Source organism: Clostridiales bacterium, assembly GCA_012512255.1.
Taxonomy (GTDB): domain Bacteria; phylum Bacillota; class Clostridia; order Christensenellales; family DUVY01; genus DUVY01.
In genome coordinates, this window is sequence record JAAZDJ010000016.1 from 1 (window position 1) to 14,553 (window position 14,553).

A 14,553-nucleotide genomic window follows, 5' to 3' on the forward strand; every position below is an offset into this window, starting at 1 on the left:
TGATTTTAACGATAATCCGTTAGAATGTTCTAGATGCGATGCATACAAAACTCTATATAATGGCGAGTATTATGTAGTTGATGATTCTAATAAATTTGATTTTGTAACTACATCAGCTGGAATTCTCAATAAATCTTCCGACTAGTATCAGTTCTTTGAGTCAATAATGGAAGAAAGAATGACCTTTGCTACTCAAAGAGGCGATAGCGACAGCACTACAGTAACTAACAATGGTTCTGAATGGGTGATTAATCTTAAAGGTTCTGGAGTCAGGAACTCCTTTACCCGCTTTGCTGTAGGCGACGAGAATGGCGCGTATGTCGGCAGATTCCTATTGATATTTGATGTAACATGCGCTGAGAATAATATTGAAATTGGTCGATTAGGCGCAAGGGTTGTAAACGAAGGAGCTGTTGATGAATTTAATGATAATCAATCAAAGCTAATTGGAACAAAATCAAACGAAGAAGGCAATCCTGGCCGCAAGTTTGAGGCAAACGTTACATATAGATTTATATATGTAATGGAAACTACAGCAGAAGATCAAATGATACAAATATTTGTCTGCGCTCAACAATCTACCATTACATTATCTAATCTATATTTCATCCCGTTAGACGAGAGAGTCAACGACGTAGACGGCAAACTTATGTATTTTGGACCGGCTGCCGATAGTATTGTCTCTTTGGAAGCATGCACGCATGAGTGGGCCCACGAGGGATATTGCTACAGATGCGGCGAAGAGGTATAATATTTTAATTGGGTGAAAAAGCAATTTAAACCCTAAACAATTAATATAAAAAACCCAAAAAATAGCCATGCTGTTTGAATATCAAAATAGCATGGCTATTTTATTTAACTTTTTTACTACAAAAAAGCAAAGGCGTATGGACATGTGCTTAACAGGGCGTTGACAGACCGGCAAGAATACGATATTCTTTAATCCTAGTAAGGTCTAGTCTATTGATATGCGCCCTTATAATCCCTGCCATAATCTTTTTCCTGTTACTTGTCTAAGGTAAAGTAAAATACGGTAAATCATAGTTTACTTTCTAATAGCTTTTAGCTTTTTTTCTATCAAAAATGGTAAATTCAGCCCTGAAACTACTAAAAGATTACCGTTTTTGTCTTTTACTTTAATATCCTTAAAAAACTTTTGCTGTTTTTTGATTAGCTTACGCCCTTCGCTGTCGGTGTCTGATAAGAAATTATTTAAATTTATCAATTTCAGATTTAGAAAATTCTTTACTTTCATAAAATTTAGTGCCCTAATCTTTGCTTCTACATTTGTTGACAAGTCTTTGATTGAAGCTTGCCTTTTTATTATGGAATAAATATCAGCGAATATTTCATCAAATAATAATTTGGCGCTATCATAAACCCCAAAATATAGTCTTTTGTATGTAAATCCAAACTATTTATTTCATCTTCAGTTAAAAGGTTGGCTATATCAAAATGAAGCTTTGAAACAAAAGACGGATTATTTTCCCTTAATCCGTCTAATACCATATAAAACCTTTCATGAAAATGTTCTATCAGACTACTCCCCATTACTCTTAAATATATTTAGTCTTTATTAGTTATTGCAAAAAGCGCTTATCAGGCTGAGAACTTTTTCTGTTCCAAAAGGCAAATAAAAAAGGTCTTTATTCCGACCTTTGAATTTTCTTCCGCAATAGATTTTAAAGCTGACAAACAGAACTCTGTTGATATAATAGGGACTTGTCGCCTTTTATTTTTTTTGTTTTCGTATTTCTTAATTGCTCTAACCAGTTTGGTATATCTTTCTCCGCGAGTTTCTCGGCTGTAGGTCGTAGCTTCTTCCAGTTCTCGTATTTTTCTAAGGACAGCCTCACTGATACCCCTTTTCCGTCCGTATATGGATGAATATTGACATTATCTAGCACCTTTTTTTATTTTCAAGTAAAAAACAAAAGCTATATAAATATTGCGGATATTGATTGACCGATGCGTCTGAATACTTTAAAATAATATACATTAATCGCGAAAAAATAAAAACCCCAAAAACCGTTAATAAAGACGGATTTCTGAGGTTCGGATTTCAAAGGGATTTGGCAGGGGAAGAGGGATTCGAACCCCCAACCAACGGTTTTGGAGACCGCTACTCTACCATTGAGCCATTCCCCTAAAAACATAAGATATTATATAATAATGTAAGTTTTTAGTCAATTGATAAGGTGTGTAAAAATTATGAAATACAAGTTAGGCATTATTGGATTAGGAAATATGGGCGGCGCTATCCTAAGCGGCATAAAGAATGATTTTGAGGGTCGCATCTTGGTAAGCACCTTAGAAGCGCCTAAAATTGATATTGATAAAAAAAATATAGAAATAATCAATGATAATAAATATTTAGCCCAAAATTGCGAGTATATACTTATCGCGGTCAAACCCAAAGACTCAGAGAATGTTTTAAAAGAAATAGAACCATACATAACAAGCCAAAACATTGTAATATCCATAATGGCGGGCATAAAAATATCCTCGCTTTTAAAAAGCTTGCCAAAGGCAGGCGCTTTGGCAAGAGTAATGCCTAATTTGGCAGCCAAAATTAATCAATCTTGTTCGGGCATAGCTTTTTTTAACGCGTCCCAAGATGTCCAAAATTTTGTCATTTATTTATTTAACCGCATAGGAAAAGTCGTTGTGTTGGAAGAAGAAAAAATGGACGCGGTTACGGCAGTTTCAGGAAGCGGAATAGCTTATGTTTATTATTTTATAGACTCTTTAATAAAAGCGGGCCAAAAAGTCGGTTTATCGCAAGACGAGGCAAGGGCGTTGGCTTTGCAAACGGCGCTAGGCGGGTTTAAAATGATAGAGGCGCATCCAAACCAAATAATTGAAGATATGATTGACGCCGTATGTTCAAAAGGCGGAACGACCATAGAAGCCATAAAAACGCTAAAAAAACAAGGCTTTGACAAAATTATCGCCGAAGCCGTTTTGGCGGCTTATAAAAAATCTATAATACTTTCCGAGGATATCAAATGAAAGAAGTGACTATATATACCGACGGGGCTTGTAGTGGCAATCCGGGCATTGGGGGATGGGCAGCTATACTTATTTATAAAGGGGTTGAAAAAGTCCTTAGCGGTTCTTGCCCTGACACCACTAATAACCGCATGGAGATGTTTGCTATAATTTACGCCCTAAAAGCTTTAAAAGAAAAATGCAAAGTCCATATTTATAGCGATTCGGCGTATATAATCAACGCTATGAATAATAAATGGATTGACAAATGGAAAACTACCAATTGGAAAACCGCATCCAAAGAAGATGTCAAAAATATAGACTTATGGCAAGACTTGATTATGTATTCGTCAAAACACGATATAATCTGGCACAAGGTGAAAGGCCATAGCGATAATGAATATAATAACCGTTGCGACGAATTGGCCAGGGCGGAAATAAAAAAATTGTCTGAACTTACCAATTCTTGATTTTTTCTTTTTATATTAAACCTTTGCCTTTAGACATATAATATTATCTAAAGCAAAGTTTGTATGAAACAATCTATTAGGGTATTAATATATATTTCCGTAATATTAAGCGTTTTTATGGTTTTAGGGGTATATTTTTTTTCCAAAACATTACCCTTAATGGCTTATATCATTATTCAATTTATCAATTTTTTGCTTCTGCTAGGAATGTTTTTATTTAAATTTTATCAATTAGAAAGCCTTATAAAACTGACATTTACATTCAATGTAATGATGTTTTTTTTTATTACAAGTTATATAGCGTTGGATATTTCAGGGACGCTTCAAAGCCTTACTAATATGGAGCTTATCAAAAATTTTATACTGAGCACCGGGTTTTGGGGCATGGCAGTCTTTGTAGGCGTCCAAATAATTCAAGTGGTTTTTTTGCCCTTGCCTTCAATAGTTTTAAACTTAGTGGGAGTGGCGTTATACGGTCCTACGGTTGCTTTTTTGCTAAGTTCTTTGGGCGTTTTTTTGGGATCTGTCGCCGCTTTTGCATTGGGGCGGATTTTTGGCAAAAAATTGGTGGAATGGATTGCGGGCAAAGACAAAGCCATAGAATACAGAAGATTATTAAGCCACAAAGGAAAATATATGCTAATTTTGATGTTGCTTTTTCCTTTTTTCCCTGACGATATTTTATGCATGGTGGCCGGAATAACCACAATGTCGTGGAAGTTTTTTATAATAGCTGTTCTTTTGACAAGACCAATTACAATAGCCGTAATGTGCTATATGGGCACAGGTGATATAATTCCTTTTACGGGATGGGGGATTGCGGCTTGGATTGCTATAGCGATAGCTTTTATGTTGTTGTTTTATTTGTTAAACAAATATAAAAATCAATTAACCGTTATAGCAAGCAAAATTTGGGGCGCGCGTAAAAAAAGAAAATATAGAAGATAAAAAATTATTAAGACTTTATTGAAAATGCCTTAAACTTTAACATAATCTTAGCAATAATAGGCAAGCTTAATATGTTAAAAGACAAGATTATGACGATAAGGGCTTTGGAAAAATTGTTAATGCTTAAAAATAAATTTTTATCCGCAAGATAAAACACCAAAATAAATACGGCGCTTATAATCAACCATAGGTAAAACTTATTAAGCAATTCTTTTTTTAATTCCAAAAAAATCTTCTTTTTGCGATTAGGCTTGTAAAAAAAAGCAACCGAGGCAATCAGCGCAATTAAAATAGAAACTAAACCTCCGGTAAAATAATATCCGGTGTTTATATTAAGGCGGAATAAAACATTAAGCAAAAAATACAGGCCGATATTAGTCAAAAACATCAAAACAGAAAAAATCAAACTCTGGGCTAGTTTAAACTTATTGTAATAAACATAATCGGAGCTGTAATATTCGCTTATTATATTTTTTGAAAAAGGCGCGACTTTAATATTATTAACATTATAAGTGCTGTTGCTGTCAAAATTATTAGTAAGATTATTTAGCGATTGGCTTGATTGCTCGTTTTTTTCAGGACGCTTCGGTTTTAGTTCATAATTTTGATTTTTATTATCAAAAAGCTTGCCCAAAACATTTTTATATTGCTTTTCAATTTTATATACTTGTTGCGCCTCTTCAAGGGAGGCATAGGTGCCGCCAAAAGAGGGTGTAACAATCTCATTAAAATCAGGAATAGTGTTATCAGGCAACGAATATAATTGAGCCTCGGGAGAAGAAACGGATTGGGAAGGCTCGGGTTCGGATACGGGCTCGCGCTGAATAGAAGCTTTTTTGCCTTTGATAATATTTTCTTTAAACAGTTCCATTTTTTCTTTCAGAATCAAATCTTCATAAGTTTGGAATTGAGCTGGTTTGCTTGATCTTTGGTCGGCAAAGAAAACTTCATTCGGATCATAATTGATTTTGGTTTTGCCAATTAAGCTATCGTCAATTTCGTGTTTTTTTTGCGATTTTATTTCAGACGATTTAAAGAAGGATATTTGTTCTGGTTGATTGTAAGTTTTGGAAACATCATCTTGAGAAGAAACTTGTTGCGGAATATCTTGAACTTTAGGTAAAAATTCTTTTTCGTCGGGTTTATTTTCATAAGCGCTTTGAGCGCTTGACTCGGATTGATAATCTTTCAAAACCCTTTCGCTCTTAGCGTAAAGAGGCTTACCTTTTAACGGGGTATAAATAGGAATTTTAGTAATAGTATTATGCAAGTTTCTTTCTTTATCGCTTTGGACATCTTCTTCTGTTTTGGATTTGGCGACTATAAAAATTTGCTTCTTGCTTTTTTCCTGTTGTTCTGGTATTTTTTGATCTTGATTTTCGGTATCTAATAAATTGCTATCGCTTGCGACCTTATCTGGAGTTTGCTTCGCCGCATAATCTTTTGTATCTTCTTGTTCAATATTGCCGCTATAAGCGTTTTCTTGGTCATTTTTATGAATTTCTATATCAAACTCTTGAGCGTTTAGTTCAAAATTTTCATTATTCTTTATTCCAAAAGCAACGTTATCATTTTTTTGGTTTTCTATAGGTTCGTCTTTATTGTCTTCAAATTCGGCATTAACATCAATTTGCGGGGTTGTTCTTCTTTTGGCAATAAGTTTATCAATTAACGCGCGCGAATATTCCCATTCCGCTTGCACCTTTTCAAAATATTTTTTGCCTTCTGGGGTTAACCTATAATACTTTCTTCGCCCGCCCAAAGTAATTTGTCCCCAAAAAGAAGTAATATAGCCTTGTTTTTCCAGTCTCTTAAGACAACTATATAGGGTAGGTTGTTTTAAAATATATTCGCCTTGCGTTTTGGATTCAATTTCTTTTAAAATTTCATAACCATATTTATCGCCCTCGGATAAAGAGCGAAGTATTATGGTGTCAATATTACCGCGAATTAAATCGCTACTGATATAATTATCCATAAATATATGATATAAAAACCATTAAAGATTGTCAATACATAATACTACACCAGACATAATAATAAACAATAACATTTTGTATGGTTGTTTTGTTGATTTTTGATAATTTATTTGCGTTTTAATATTGGTTTGCTTATAATTTTATATGTCGTTATTCAATTTTTTATGGAGTTTATAATGCAAGACATTTGTAGTTATAGCCAAAAGTTTATTGTAACCATTTATGATATTGACATTTGCGGAAATTTAAAGCCTAGTTCAATTTTAAACTATTTTCAAGAAGTCGCTACCCGTCACGCCATAGAATTAAAAATTGACTATTATAACCTTATCATACATAATGAATATTGGGTGTTATCACGAATCTGCGCCGAAATTGACAAATATCCAAAATTAGGCGATGAGATAACGGTTGTCACTTATCCTATTGCGCCTAGAATGATTGATTGCGACCGTGATTATTATATTTTGGATAGTAATGGAAATATAATAATTAGAGGCGTATCCAAATGGCTTATTTTAGATTCCCAAACCCATAAAATTAAGCGCATAAACCTCCAATATTTCAATGGTTTAAAATTTATTGACAAACGCGCTATCCAAGACCCTAATTGGAAAGTTGAGCCTGCCAATAACATGATAGAAATTTTTAAAAATCGCGTTAGGCTTGACGACATAGATATTAACCGTCATATGAATAACGCAAAATACGCCAATGTCGCTTATAACGCCTTGGAACCAAGTGATATCCTTGAAAAAAACATTAAATCGTTTTCCGTCAACTATTTATCGGAAATGAAATATAACCAAGACTATACCGTTAAAAAATTTTATAATAATAAGCATGATGTTATAATTGAAATAGAATGCGAAAACAAGCCCGCGTTTAGGACGCGTATTTTATTTGACGGAAAATAATCTTGAAATATCAATTAATAAAAAGCAATAGAAAAACATTAGCGGTTTGTATTGATTATACCGGCAAAGTTATTGTTAAAGCGCCGATTAATTTATCTTTTGATAAAATCAATGAATTTTTGATTAAAAAAAGCAATTGGATTGCGAAAAATCAAATCTACGCGCAAAATCGTTATCAAAAATATAAAAATCTTTATACATATAATGAAGTTATGTATAAAGGCAAAATAATAAAATGCGCCTTTAAAAATGCGAGAAAAATCAGCATAACTTCAGAGCAATTGTTAATACCTCAAAAATATCAATTGCCTAATAAGCAAAATGCTTTAAAAAACGCTTTAAAAAGATTTTTAATCCAAGAATCCGAAAAAGAGTTTATTATTAAATTAAATAAATTTTCTAGCTCAGGATTCAAATATAATAGTCTAAAAATCATTAATTCAAAATCCAAATGGGGAAGTTGCGATAAGCAGGGGAATATTGGCCTAAATTTTAGGGCAATTATGTTGCCGTCCGTTTTTTTAAATTATTTGATCGCGCATGAATTGGCGCATACTATACATTTTAATCATTCCACGAAATTTTGGGATATAGTCCGTTCTTTAATTCCTGATTGCAAAAATATTAGAAAAGAACTCAAATATTTTAATTTTTTACAAGATTTATTCAGATGACATTTTATCTATAATTTTGTAATATAATAATATATTTTTGTTAAATGAGAAAATATATTATTTTTTATCGTTATATAAAAGTTTTTTTGCTGATTTTTGTCTTAATCAGCATTGATTATTTTATTCTTGTTCACACTCTCAGCAAATTTGGTCTGTATATTCTATAGAAGTTCTTTTCAATAATGAAAGCAAATTTGATTTTTGCGCGCAAATTGGAGAAAGTTTTGATGTGAGCATAACGGTTAATGATTATAAAGAAACATATAAATTTTCAAGGTTTTTCGCATGGATAGATTATAAGGATGAGAAATTAGAACTAAAATACGGCAATAATCAAGTTTGTTTAAATGAGGCAGGGCATTATCAAGTAAAGGTAACTATTATTGATGGCTATGGTTATTTAATGACCAAAAGAATGCCTTTTGATGTAATTGGGCCTGTTGATAACGAGCCGCCTCAAATCTTAGGAGAAATCAATAATATTCCTGATAACAGGTTAATGGCATATTCCAATATTGGCTTAGTGTTGCCGCGTTTTGAGATAATTGATAATGTTGATACTGAATTGGACCTAGAAATACAATGTGACGGTAAAATAAATTACGATGATTTTTTTGATGTTTTGTATTATATACACGAAAAAGAAAAAGACGATCAATTAATTATTAAAGTTCTGGATTCAAGCGGTAATACAACCGAATTAACAATTGATATTAAACACAAATCAATTTATGAAAAATTATATAATTGGTTTATAAACCCTGATTATCAAAATTACGATGATATATATCTTAATGAAAACGAATTATTTTATAAAGGCAATGATACTTTTGTAATTAATTATGAACCTTCTTATGAGAAGTTTAATATGGGGCTTAATATCGCTTTAGATTTCAAACAATATAATGCCAATTCCAATTTAAAACTTAAATTTAATTATGATTTTTCTAAATATTACATAATTGAATTTGATTATAATCAAAATATGATAATATTTGACGATACTTCTTTTATAATGCCGGAGGATTTGGCATTTTTTAATATAAGATTTGACGCCACGTCCATAAAGATATCCAATATAAATAATGATGAAGCATATAATTTTAATTTTGAATCTATTCAAGATGTTTCCGCGATAACATTTGAAATGACTAATCTTTATTTTAGCGCGCAAATTAATCCCTAAAAATAAAATATAAAATTGAATAAAGATAACACCAAGCAAAAAATCGCATAAAATTTAAAACCCATAAAAAACAAGGGCTTTAAATGTAAAGGGGATATGTAAAACTATGCGCAAAAGATAGGTTTTACGAAGTGTTGTTAGTAATTTTATACATAAAATCCATTATAGTTATCTAATAATAATTAATTGTGTTAATATGAGTATTTTTTAATATATTTATTTTTATTATCATTACAAAAGTATTATACTAAATAGAGTACTTAATTATATTATTTTATTTAACGATAAATTATTTAAATAATGCGGTATTTCTTTTATATTATTTGTCAGGAAAAATATTAATAAAGTAAATATCTATAAAATTATATATTTGTCTTGCAATTTTATATATTTGTTTTGCAATTTAATATTTATTTTTTATATTTTTTATATTTAATTTTATATTTTTTTATATTTAAATTACTAAAAAATTTTTTAGATTTTACGATATTTGGTCCATATTTCTATATTATTGTCTAATACATCGTAAATTTAATATTTTTTATGAATTATTATATTATTATGTCAGATATAATACTGGGCTTATTTCTATATCATTTTCATATATTTTCAAAAAATCCCTAAAATATTCATATAAAATTCCTATACTTTCACTTCAAATTGGGCGCCTAAGTATTTTTTATTTTTTTCTATTAAAGGTTTGATCTCGTTGTTATAAAATTCCTCAACCTGCTCTGCCGCTCTTCCGACAAATCTTTTGGCATCGGTTAATTCATTTAATTTATCCTTAACGGCGGCAAAGGCGGGGTCATTGGCAATTCGCTTTAGAAGATCGTTTGGATTGCCTTTTTGCTTGACTTCAATCGCGCTTAATACAGAATGTTGTCTGATTTTTTCGTGTAATTCTTGACGGTCTCCGCCTTGAGCTACGCATTCCATCAAAATTTCTTCGGTTGCCATAAACGGCAATTCTTCTTCAAGATGTTTTTTTATCATATTTTCATAAACGACCATATTTTGTGCAATGTTTAGATAAAGATTAAGCGCGCCGTCTATCGCCAAAAATGCTTGAGGAATAACTATGCGCTTATTGGCCGAATCGTCCAAAGTTCTCTCAAGCCATTGGGTAGATGCGGTCATAGACGCATTAATAGGCAAACTCAAAACAAATCTAGCTAACGCGCAAATCCGTTCGCTTCTCATAGGGTTTCGTTTATAGGCCATTGCCGAACTTCCTATTTGTTCTTTTTCAAAAGGCTCTTCTAATTCTTTTAGATGCTGCAACAGCCTTAAATCATTGGCAAATTTATACGCGCTTTGGGCTATCATGCTCAACGCGCTTAGCACAGAATAATCAAATTTTCGCGGATATGTTTGTCCTGTTACTCCATAAGCGGCTTTAAAACCTAGCTTGCTTAATATAAGTTTTTCTAGCTCAATAACCTTTTGGCTATTTCCTTTAAATAATTTTAAAAAGCTGGCTTGCGTCCCCGTAGTGCCTTTGACGCCTCGTAGCTTTATATTATTGATTAAAAATTCCAAATTTTCAAAATCTAGCATCAAATCCTGAATCCAAAGCGTCGCTCTTTTGCCTACGGTTGTGGGCTGCGCGGCTTGAAAATGAGTAAAGCCCAATGTAACCAAATCTTTATATTTTAACGCAAATTTGGAAAGTAAATCTATAAGCGTAATTAGCTTTTTCTTAACAACTTCCAGCGCGTTATAAATCATAATGATTTCGGCGTTATCTGTCACATAGCAGCTAGTAGCCCCTAAATGAATAATGGACTTTGCGCTTTTTGCCTGCTCTCCATAAGCGTAAACATGCGCCATAACATCATGTCTTACGATTTTTTCGCGCTCTTGGGCTATTTCCCAATTTATGTCGTTTTGGTATCGTTTTAACTCGGCTATTTGCCCGTCTGTAATATTTATTCCCAATTCTTTTTGGCTCTCGGCTAATACAATCCAAAGCTTGCGCCAAAGCTTTATCTTTGTGTCGTCTGAGAATATCTTGGCCATTTCGGCGCTCGCGTATCTAGAAATCAAAGGGTTTTGGTATAAATTATACTCCATTAAACTAACCTCAAAAAATTATCAAAATTTTTATGAAAAATTCTTTCAATTGTGTTTTTATTATAGCCTATTTTTTGTAGTTTTTCCACTAATATAGACAAGGCTAGATAACTATTTAGATTTTGAGGCAAATTATCAGTACCAAAAAAATCCGTGCCTAAGCATAAATTTTGATCGCCGAACTTTTGAATAAAATAATCCATATGCCTTATCACATCTTCTATTTTAGCTATTTTTTTATCGGATAAAAAATCCCCCACCAATGACAGCCCTATTACGCCGCCTTTTTGTATTATCGTGCTTATTTGTTGGTCTGTGATATTTCTTTTATGCTTAAAAACAGAACTAAAACAAGTATGTGAATTAATTATTAAACCCTCAAAATATCCTATGCAATCCCAAAATGTTTTTTGGTTTTGATGCGCTGTATCCAAAATAATTTTACTCTCTTGCAATATTTTTAATATTTTTTTGCCTTTTGCGGTAAGCCCAATATCTCCATATGCCCCGCCTCCTAGCGCGTTGTCGTAGTTCCAGGTCAATGACGCATAAAAAATATTTAAACTTGGCATTTTGCCATAGTCTTGCTCATTTATAAGGGATATATCTTCTATTCCAAATAAAATCTTGGAAAAATTTAATGTTTGATAACTTTTTATAAGCAAATCAATATTAGAAAAGTTATTATATTTGGTATGCGTCGTCCAAACAGCCAAAACTATCCTATCAAGATATTTAGAGTTTTTTGTTAGATATCTTTTGGCGTTGTTAAAGGTTTCTACCGTGATAATATCATTATGCAAATCGCTTATTTTCATTTTTATTAATATATGCGACATAATTTTTTAGGTGAAAAAAAGAGATTATCCTATAATATTGGATAATCTCTTTTATGGAAAAAAACTTCATTTATATATGTTTTTATATATGTTTTTTTAACGCGTTAATAATGTTATCTTTACTGGTAAATCCAATCATTTGGTCAACCACTTCGTTGTTTTTGATTATAAACATCGTAGGTATTGACATCACCCTAAAAGCTTGGGCAAGCTCCTGCTCTTCGTCAACATTGACCTTGGCTATAATAGCTTCGCCGTTTAGACTTTGAGCCACTTCGTCCAAAACCGGAGCAAGCATACGGCAAGGACCGCACCAACTTGCCCAAAAATCAACTAATACGGGCTTATCGGCGTTTGAAATCGTTTCTTTAAAATTTTTTTTGTTAAGATGGATTACTTCTGCCATTTATATTTTCTCCTTCTTGTTTTTTTTAAATAGTTATTGTTTTTAAATTTTTTTCATCATTAATATGCTTATATACCCTATATCCGCCAGAAAAACTAAACGCATTAAAGCCTTTGTTCTTCAAAAATCGTTCAGCTGTATAAGCTCGTTGTCCTGATAAGCACATTAAATATATGGTTTTATTTTCATCTAATTCATTTATACGAAGCCTTAATTCATGTAGAGGTATATTTTTAAAGCCATCAATATGTCCTTTTTCAAATTCTTGTCTTGTCCTGACATCCAAAAGAATTGACTTATCCAAATCAATCTTTTCTAAATCTTCCAAATGTTTTATGTCGCTTAATTTTTGTTTAACATTTTGCGCAACCAAACCAGCGATATTTATAGGGTCTTTTGCGGACGAATATGGCGGCGAATAAGGAAGTTCTAGCTCCGCCAAATCATCCACTGTTCCGTTCATTCTAATGACCGTGGCAAGCGCATCGGCGCGCTTATCAACGCCTTTGTCGCCTATTAATTGCGCTCCAAAAATTTTTCCGTTGGTTTTATCAAATAACAATTTTATATCAATAACGCCCGCGTCAGGATAATAAGTAGGATGCGAAGGCATGGTTATATAAACTTTTTCATAGGCGATATTTTGGGCTTTTAAAGTTTTTTCATTTAGCCCGCAAACAGCTATCGTCTTATCAAAAACTTTAATAATGCCGCAAAAAGTCGCGCCTTTGTATTTGGCGGCCTTACTCAAAATATTATCGGCGGCTACTCGCGCTTGTTTATGCGCGGGGACTGCCAAAGGCGAATATGTCTTTTCTTTGGTTATAAAATCTATCGTTTCTATCAAATCCCCTATCGCATAAATATCTGGATTGGAGGTTTGCATTTTAGAATTAACGACCACAGCGCCCCTTTCGTTAACTTTTAACCCGGCTTCTTGGGCTAATCTGGATTGGGGCTTAACCCCTATGGATATAATTGCCATATCGGCAATAATAGTCGTATCATAGTTAAGCGTCAATATGAGGTTATTTGAGTTTGAAGTTATATTCTTTACGCTGTTCCCTAAAACAAGGTTTATGCCGTTCTTTCTTAAGGTTTTTTGTAAAAAACTTGCCATATCAAAATCCAAAGGCGAGCCTACATGGTCGCTAAGTTCTATTATTGTCGTATCAATAGAAGCCAATGCCAAATTTTCCGCCATTTCAAGACCTATTGCGCCGCCCCCAATTATTACGGCGTTTTTAGGTTTGTTTTGTTCAATAAATGACTTAATCTTTAGCGTGTCCGGAATATCCCGCAAGGCAAACACTCCGGGGATATGTTGCATTTTTTCAGGAATAATCGGCTCAGCGCCCGTTGCCAAAATCAAATAATCGTATTTTTCTTGATATTGCTTGTTTTTGATATGGTCTATTATTGATACTTCTTTTTTTACAGTATCAATGAAAATCGCTTCGTTCTTTATTCTGACATCTATATTATACCAAGCGGCAAAACCTGAAGGAGTCATAATTGTTAAGTCATTTTTATCTTGGATAATGCCGCCTATAAAATATGGCAAGCCGCAACTTGCATAAGATATATAGTCGCCTTTTTCAAGCATTACTATTTGCATATCCTCGCTAAGTCGTCTTAATCTTGTCGCGGCGGTCGCGCCTGCCGCGGATCCGCCTATGATGATTGTTTTAGCCATCCTTATTTCCTTTTTAATTTATACCGTCTGTTACCAGTTCGCCTTTATAAGCGTTTAGGCCGCCCAAATCCACAACATTAGCATATCCCATCTTTTTTAATATAGCGGCGGCATGAACGCTTCTTGCGCCATTTTGACAATATAAATAAATTTTAGCGTTATAGTTATTAATATTATTTTTTGCCCAATCGCCAATTTTAAAAAAGGGCACATTTATACTATTTGGCAATCGCCCGTCCTTAAATTCATTATAGCTTCTAAGATCAATAAGATAATCATTAATTTCTAATACATTAACTACATCATTGATATTAATTTTATTAATATCATATCTTTTATGATAAGTCGCCAATTCGCACCTCCACCCAAAA

14 protein-coding genes and 1 tRNA gene are annotated in these 14,553 nt (G+C 32.8%); 7 read left to right on the forward strand and 8 right to left on the reverse strand.

Features of this window, described 5'->3' with window-relative positions:
* The first annotated feature begins 166 nt into the window (after positions 1-166).
* Positions 167-751, forward strand: coding sequence for a hypothetical protein (locus GX756_00665; GenBank protein ID NLC16382.1), 585 nt, complete (start codon positions 167-169; stop codon positions 749-751).
* 294 nt (positions 752-1,045) lie between these two features.
* Here the strand turns inward: GX756_00665 and GX756_00670 are convergent, their stop codons facing one another.
* Together GX756_00670 and GX756_00675 are read right to left on the reverse strand one after the other, a co-directional pair.
* Entirely contained in the window at positions 1,046-1,255 is a 210-nt protein-coding gene (locus tag GX756_00670) for a hypothetical protein (GenBank protein ID NLC16383.1), read from the reverse strand.
* Between the two features lie 818 nt (positions 1,256-2,073).
* Positions 2,074-2,148, reverse strand: a tRNA-Trp gene (locus GX756_00675).
* Between the two features lie 63 nt (positions 2,149-2,211).
* On the opposite strand from GX756_00675, the gene proC reads away from it, so the two are divergent.
* The 3 genes from proC (at position 2,212) to GX756_00690 (ending at position 4,409) form a co-directional block, all read left to right on the forward strand.
* Positions 2,212-3,012 carry a pyrroline-5-carboxylate reductase gene (gene proC / locus GX756_00680; GenBank protein NLC16384.1) on the forward strand — a complete coding sequence of 267 codons (801 nt, stop codon included), beginning with the start codon at positions 2,212-2,214 and terminating at the stop codon, positions 3,010-3,012.
* Positions 3,009-3,461, forward strand: a complete 453-nt coding sequence (rnhA, locus tag GX756_00685; protein ID NLC16385.1) for a ribonuclease HI — start codon at positions 3,009-3,011, stop codon at positions 3,459-3,461. The genes proC and rnhA overlap by 4 nt, the downstream gene beginning before the upstream one ends.
* A 63-nt stretch (positions 3,462-3,524) precedes the next feature.
* Complete coding sequence (locus tag GX756_00690; protein NLC16386.1) at positions 3,525-4,409, forward strand: TVP38/TMEM64 family protein; 885 nt, start codon at positions 3,525-3,527, stop codon at positions 4,407-4,409.
* 7 nt (positions 4,410-4,416) lie between these two features.
* Here the strand turns inward: GX756_00690 and GX756_00695 are convergent, their stop codons facing one another.
* Positions 4,417-6,387 (reverse strand): hypothetical protein, encoded by a 1,971-nt coding sequence (locus tag GX756_00695; protein NLC16387.1) that lies wholly within the window; start codon positions 6,385-6,387, stop codon positions 4,417-4,419.
* A gap of 177 nt (positions 6,388-6,564) precedes the next feature.
* Between GX756_00695 and GX756_00700 the strand changes: the two genes are divergently transcribed.
* The 3 genes from GX756_00700 (at position 6,565) to GX756_00710 (ending at position 9,165) form a co-directional block, all read left to right on the forward strand.
* Positions 6,565-7,305 (forward strand): hypothetical protein, encoded by a 741-nt coding sequence (locus tag GX756_00700; GenBank protein ID NLC16388.1) that lies wholly within the window; start codon positions 6,565-6,567, stop codon positions 7,303-7,305.
* 2 nt (positions 7,306-7,307) lie between these two features.
* Positions 7,308-7,979 carry a M48 family metallopeptidase gene (locus tag GX756_00705; GenBank protein NLC16389.1) on the forward strand — a complete coding sequence of 224 codons (672 nt, stop codon included), beginning with the start codon at positions 7,308-7,310 and terminating at the stop codon, positions 7,977-7,979.
* A gap of 229 nt (positions 7,980-8,208) precedes the next feature.
* Positions 8,209-9,165, forward strand: a complete 957-nt coding sequence (locus tag GX756_00710; protein NLC16390.1) for a hypothetical protein — start codon at positions 8,209-8,211, stop codon at positions 9,163-9,165.
* Positions 9,166-9,807: 642 nt separating this feature from the next.
* On the opposite strand, the gene GX756_00715 is transcribed toward GX756_00710, so the two are convergent.
* The 5 genes from GX756_00715 to GX756_00735 form a co-directional block, all read right to left on the reverse strand.
* The gene (locus tag GX756_00715) at positions 9,808-11,241 is read right to left on the reverse strand and encodes an adenylosuccinate lyase (GenBank protein NLC16391.1); all 1,434 of its coding nucleotides are present in this window, start codon (positions 11,239-11,241) and stop codon (positions 9,808-9,810) included.
* Positions 11,241-12,059, reverse strand: a complete 819-nt coding sequence (locus GX756_00720; GenBank protein ID NLC16392.1) for a hypothetical protein — start codon at positions 12,057-12,059, stop codon at positions 11,241-11,243. The genes GX756_00715 and GX756_00720 overlap by 1 nt, the downstream gene beginning before the upstream one ends.
* Before the next feature lie 103 nt (positions 12,060-12,162).
* The gene (gene trxA, locus GX756_00725) at positions 12,163-12,486 is read right to left on the reverse strand and encodes a thioredoxin (GenBank protein NLC16393.1); all 324 of its coding nucleotides are present in this window, start codon (positions 12,484-12,486) and stop codon (positions 12,163-12,165) included.
* Between the two features lie 25 nt (positions 12,487-12,511).
* Positions 12,512-14,182 (reverse strand): FAD-dependent oxidoreductase, encoded by a 1,671-nt coding sequence (locus GX756_00730; protein ID NLC16394.1) that lies wholly within the window; start codon positions 14,180-14,182, stop codon positions 12,512-12,514.
* Positions 14,183-14,195: 13 nt separating this feature from the next.
* Positions 14,196-14,534 (reverse strand): rhodanese-like domain-containing protein, encoded by a 339-nt coding sequence (locus tag GX756_00735; GenBank protein ID NLC16395.1) that lies wholly within the window; start codon positions 14,532-14,534, stop codon positions 14,196-14,198.
* Between the last annotated feature and the right edge of the window lie 19 nt (positions 14,535-14,553).

Coding starts and splice junctions, on each gene's coding strand:
- GX756_00720 (NLC16392.1), bottom strand. CDS start 12,059: ATGAAAATAAGCGATTTGCATAATGATATTATCACGGTAGAAACCTTT.
- proC (NLC16384.1), top strand. CDS start 2,212: ATGAAATACAAGTTAGGCATTATTGGATTAGGAAATATGGGCGGCGCT.
- trxA (NLC16393.1), bottom strand. CDS start 12,486: ATGGCAGAAGTAATCCATCTTAACAAAAAAAATTTTAAAGAAACGATT.
- GX756_00665 (NLC16382.1), top strand. CDS start 167: ATGGAAGAAAGAATGACCTTTGCTACTCAAAGAGGCGATAGCGACAGC.
- GX756_00715 (NLC16391.1), bottom strand. CDS start 11,241: ATGGAGTATAATTTATACCAAAACCCTTTGATTTCTAGATACGCGAGC.
- GX756_00690 (NLC16386.1), top strand. CDS start 3,525: ATGAAACAATCTATTAGGGTATTAATATATATTTCCGTAATATTAAGC.
- GX756_00730 (NLC16394.1), bottom strand. CDS start 14,182: ATGGCTAAAACAATCATCATAGGCGGATCCGCGGCAGGCGCGACCGCC.
- GX756_00695 (NLC16387.1), bottom strand. CDS start 6,387: ATGGATAATTATATCAGTAGCGATTTAATTCGCGGTAATATTGACACC.
- rnhA (NLC16385.1), top strand. CDS start 3,009: ATGAAAGAAGTGACTATATATACCGACGGGGCTTGTAGTGGCAATCCG.
- GX756_00700 (NLC16388.1), top strand. CDS start 6,565: ATGCAAGACATTTGTAGTTATAGCCAAAAGTTTATTGTAACCATTTAT.
- GX756_00670 (NLC16383.1), bottom strand. CDS start 1,255: ATGAAAGTAAAGAATTTTCTAAATCTGAAATTGATAAATTTAAATAAT.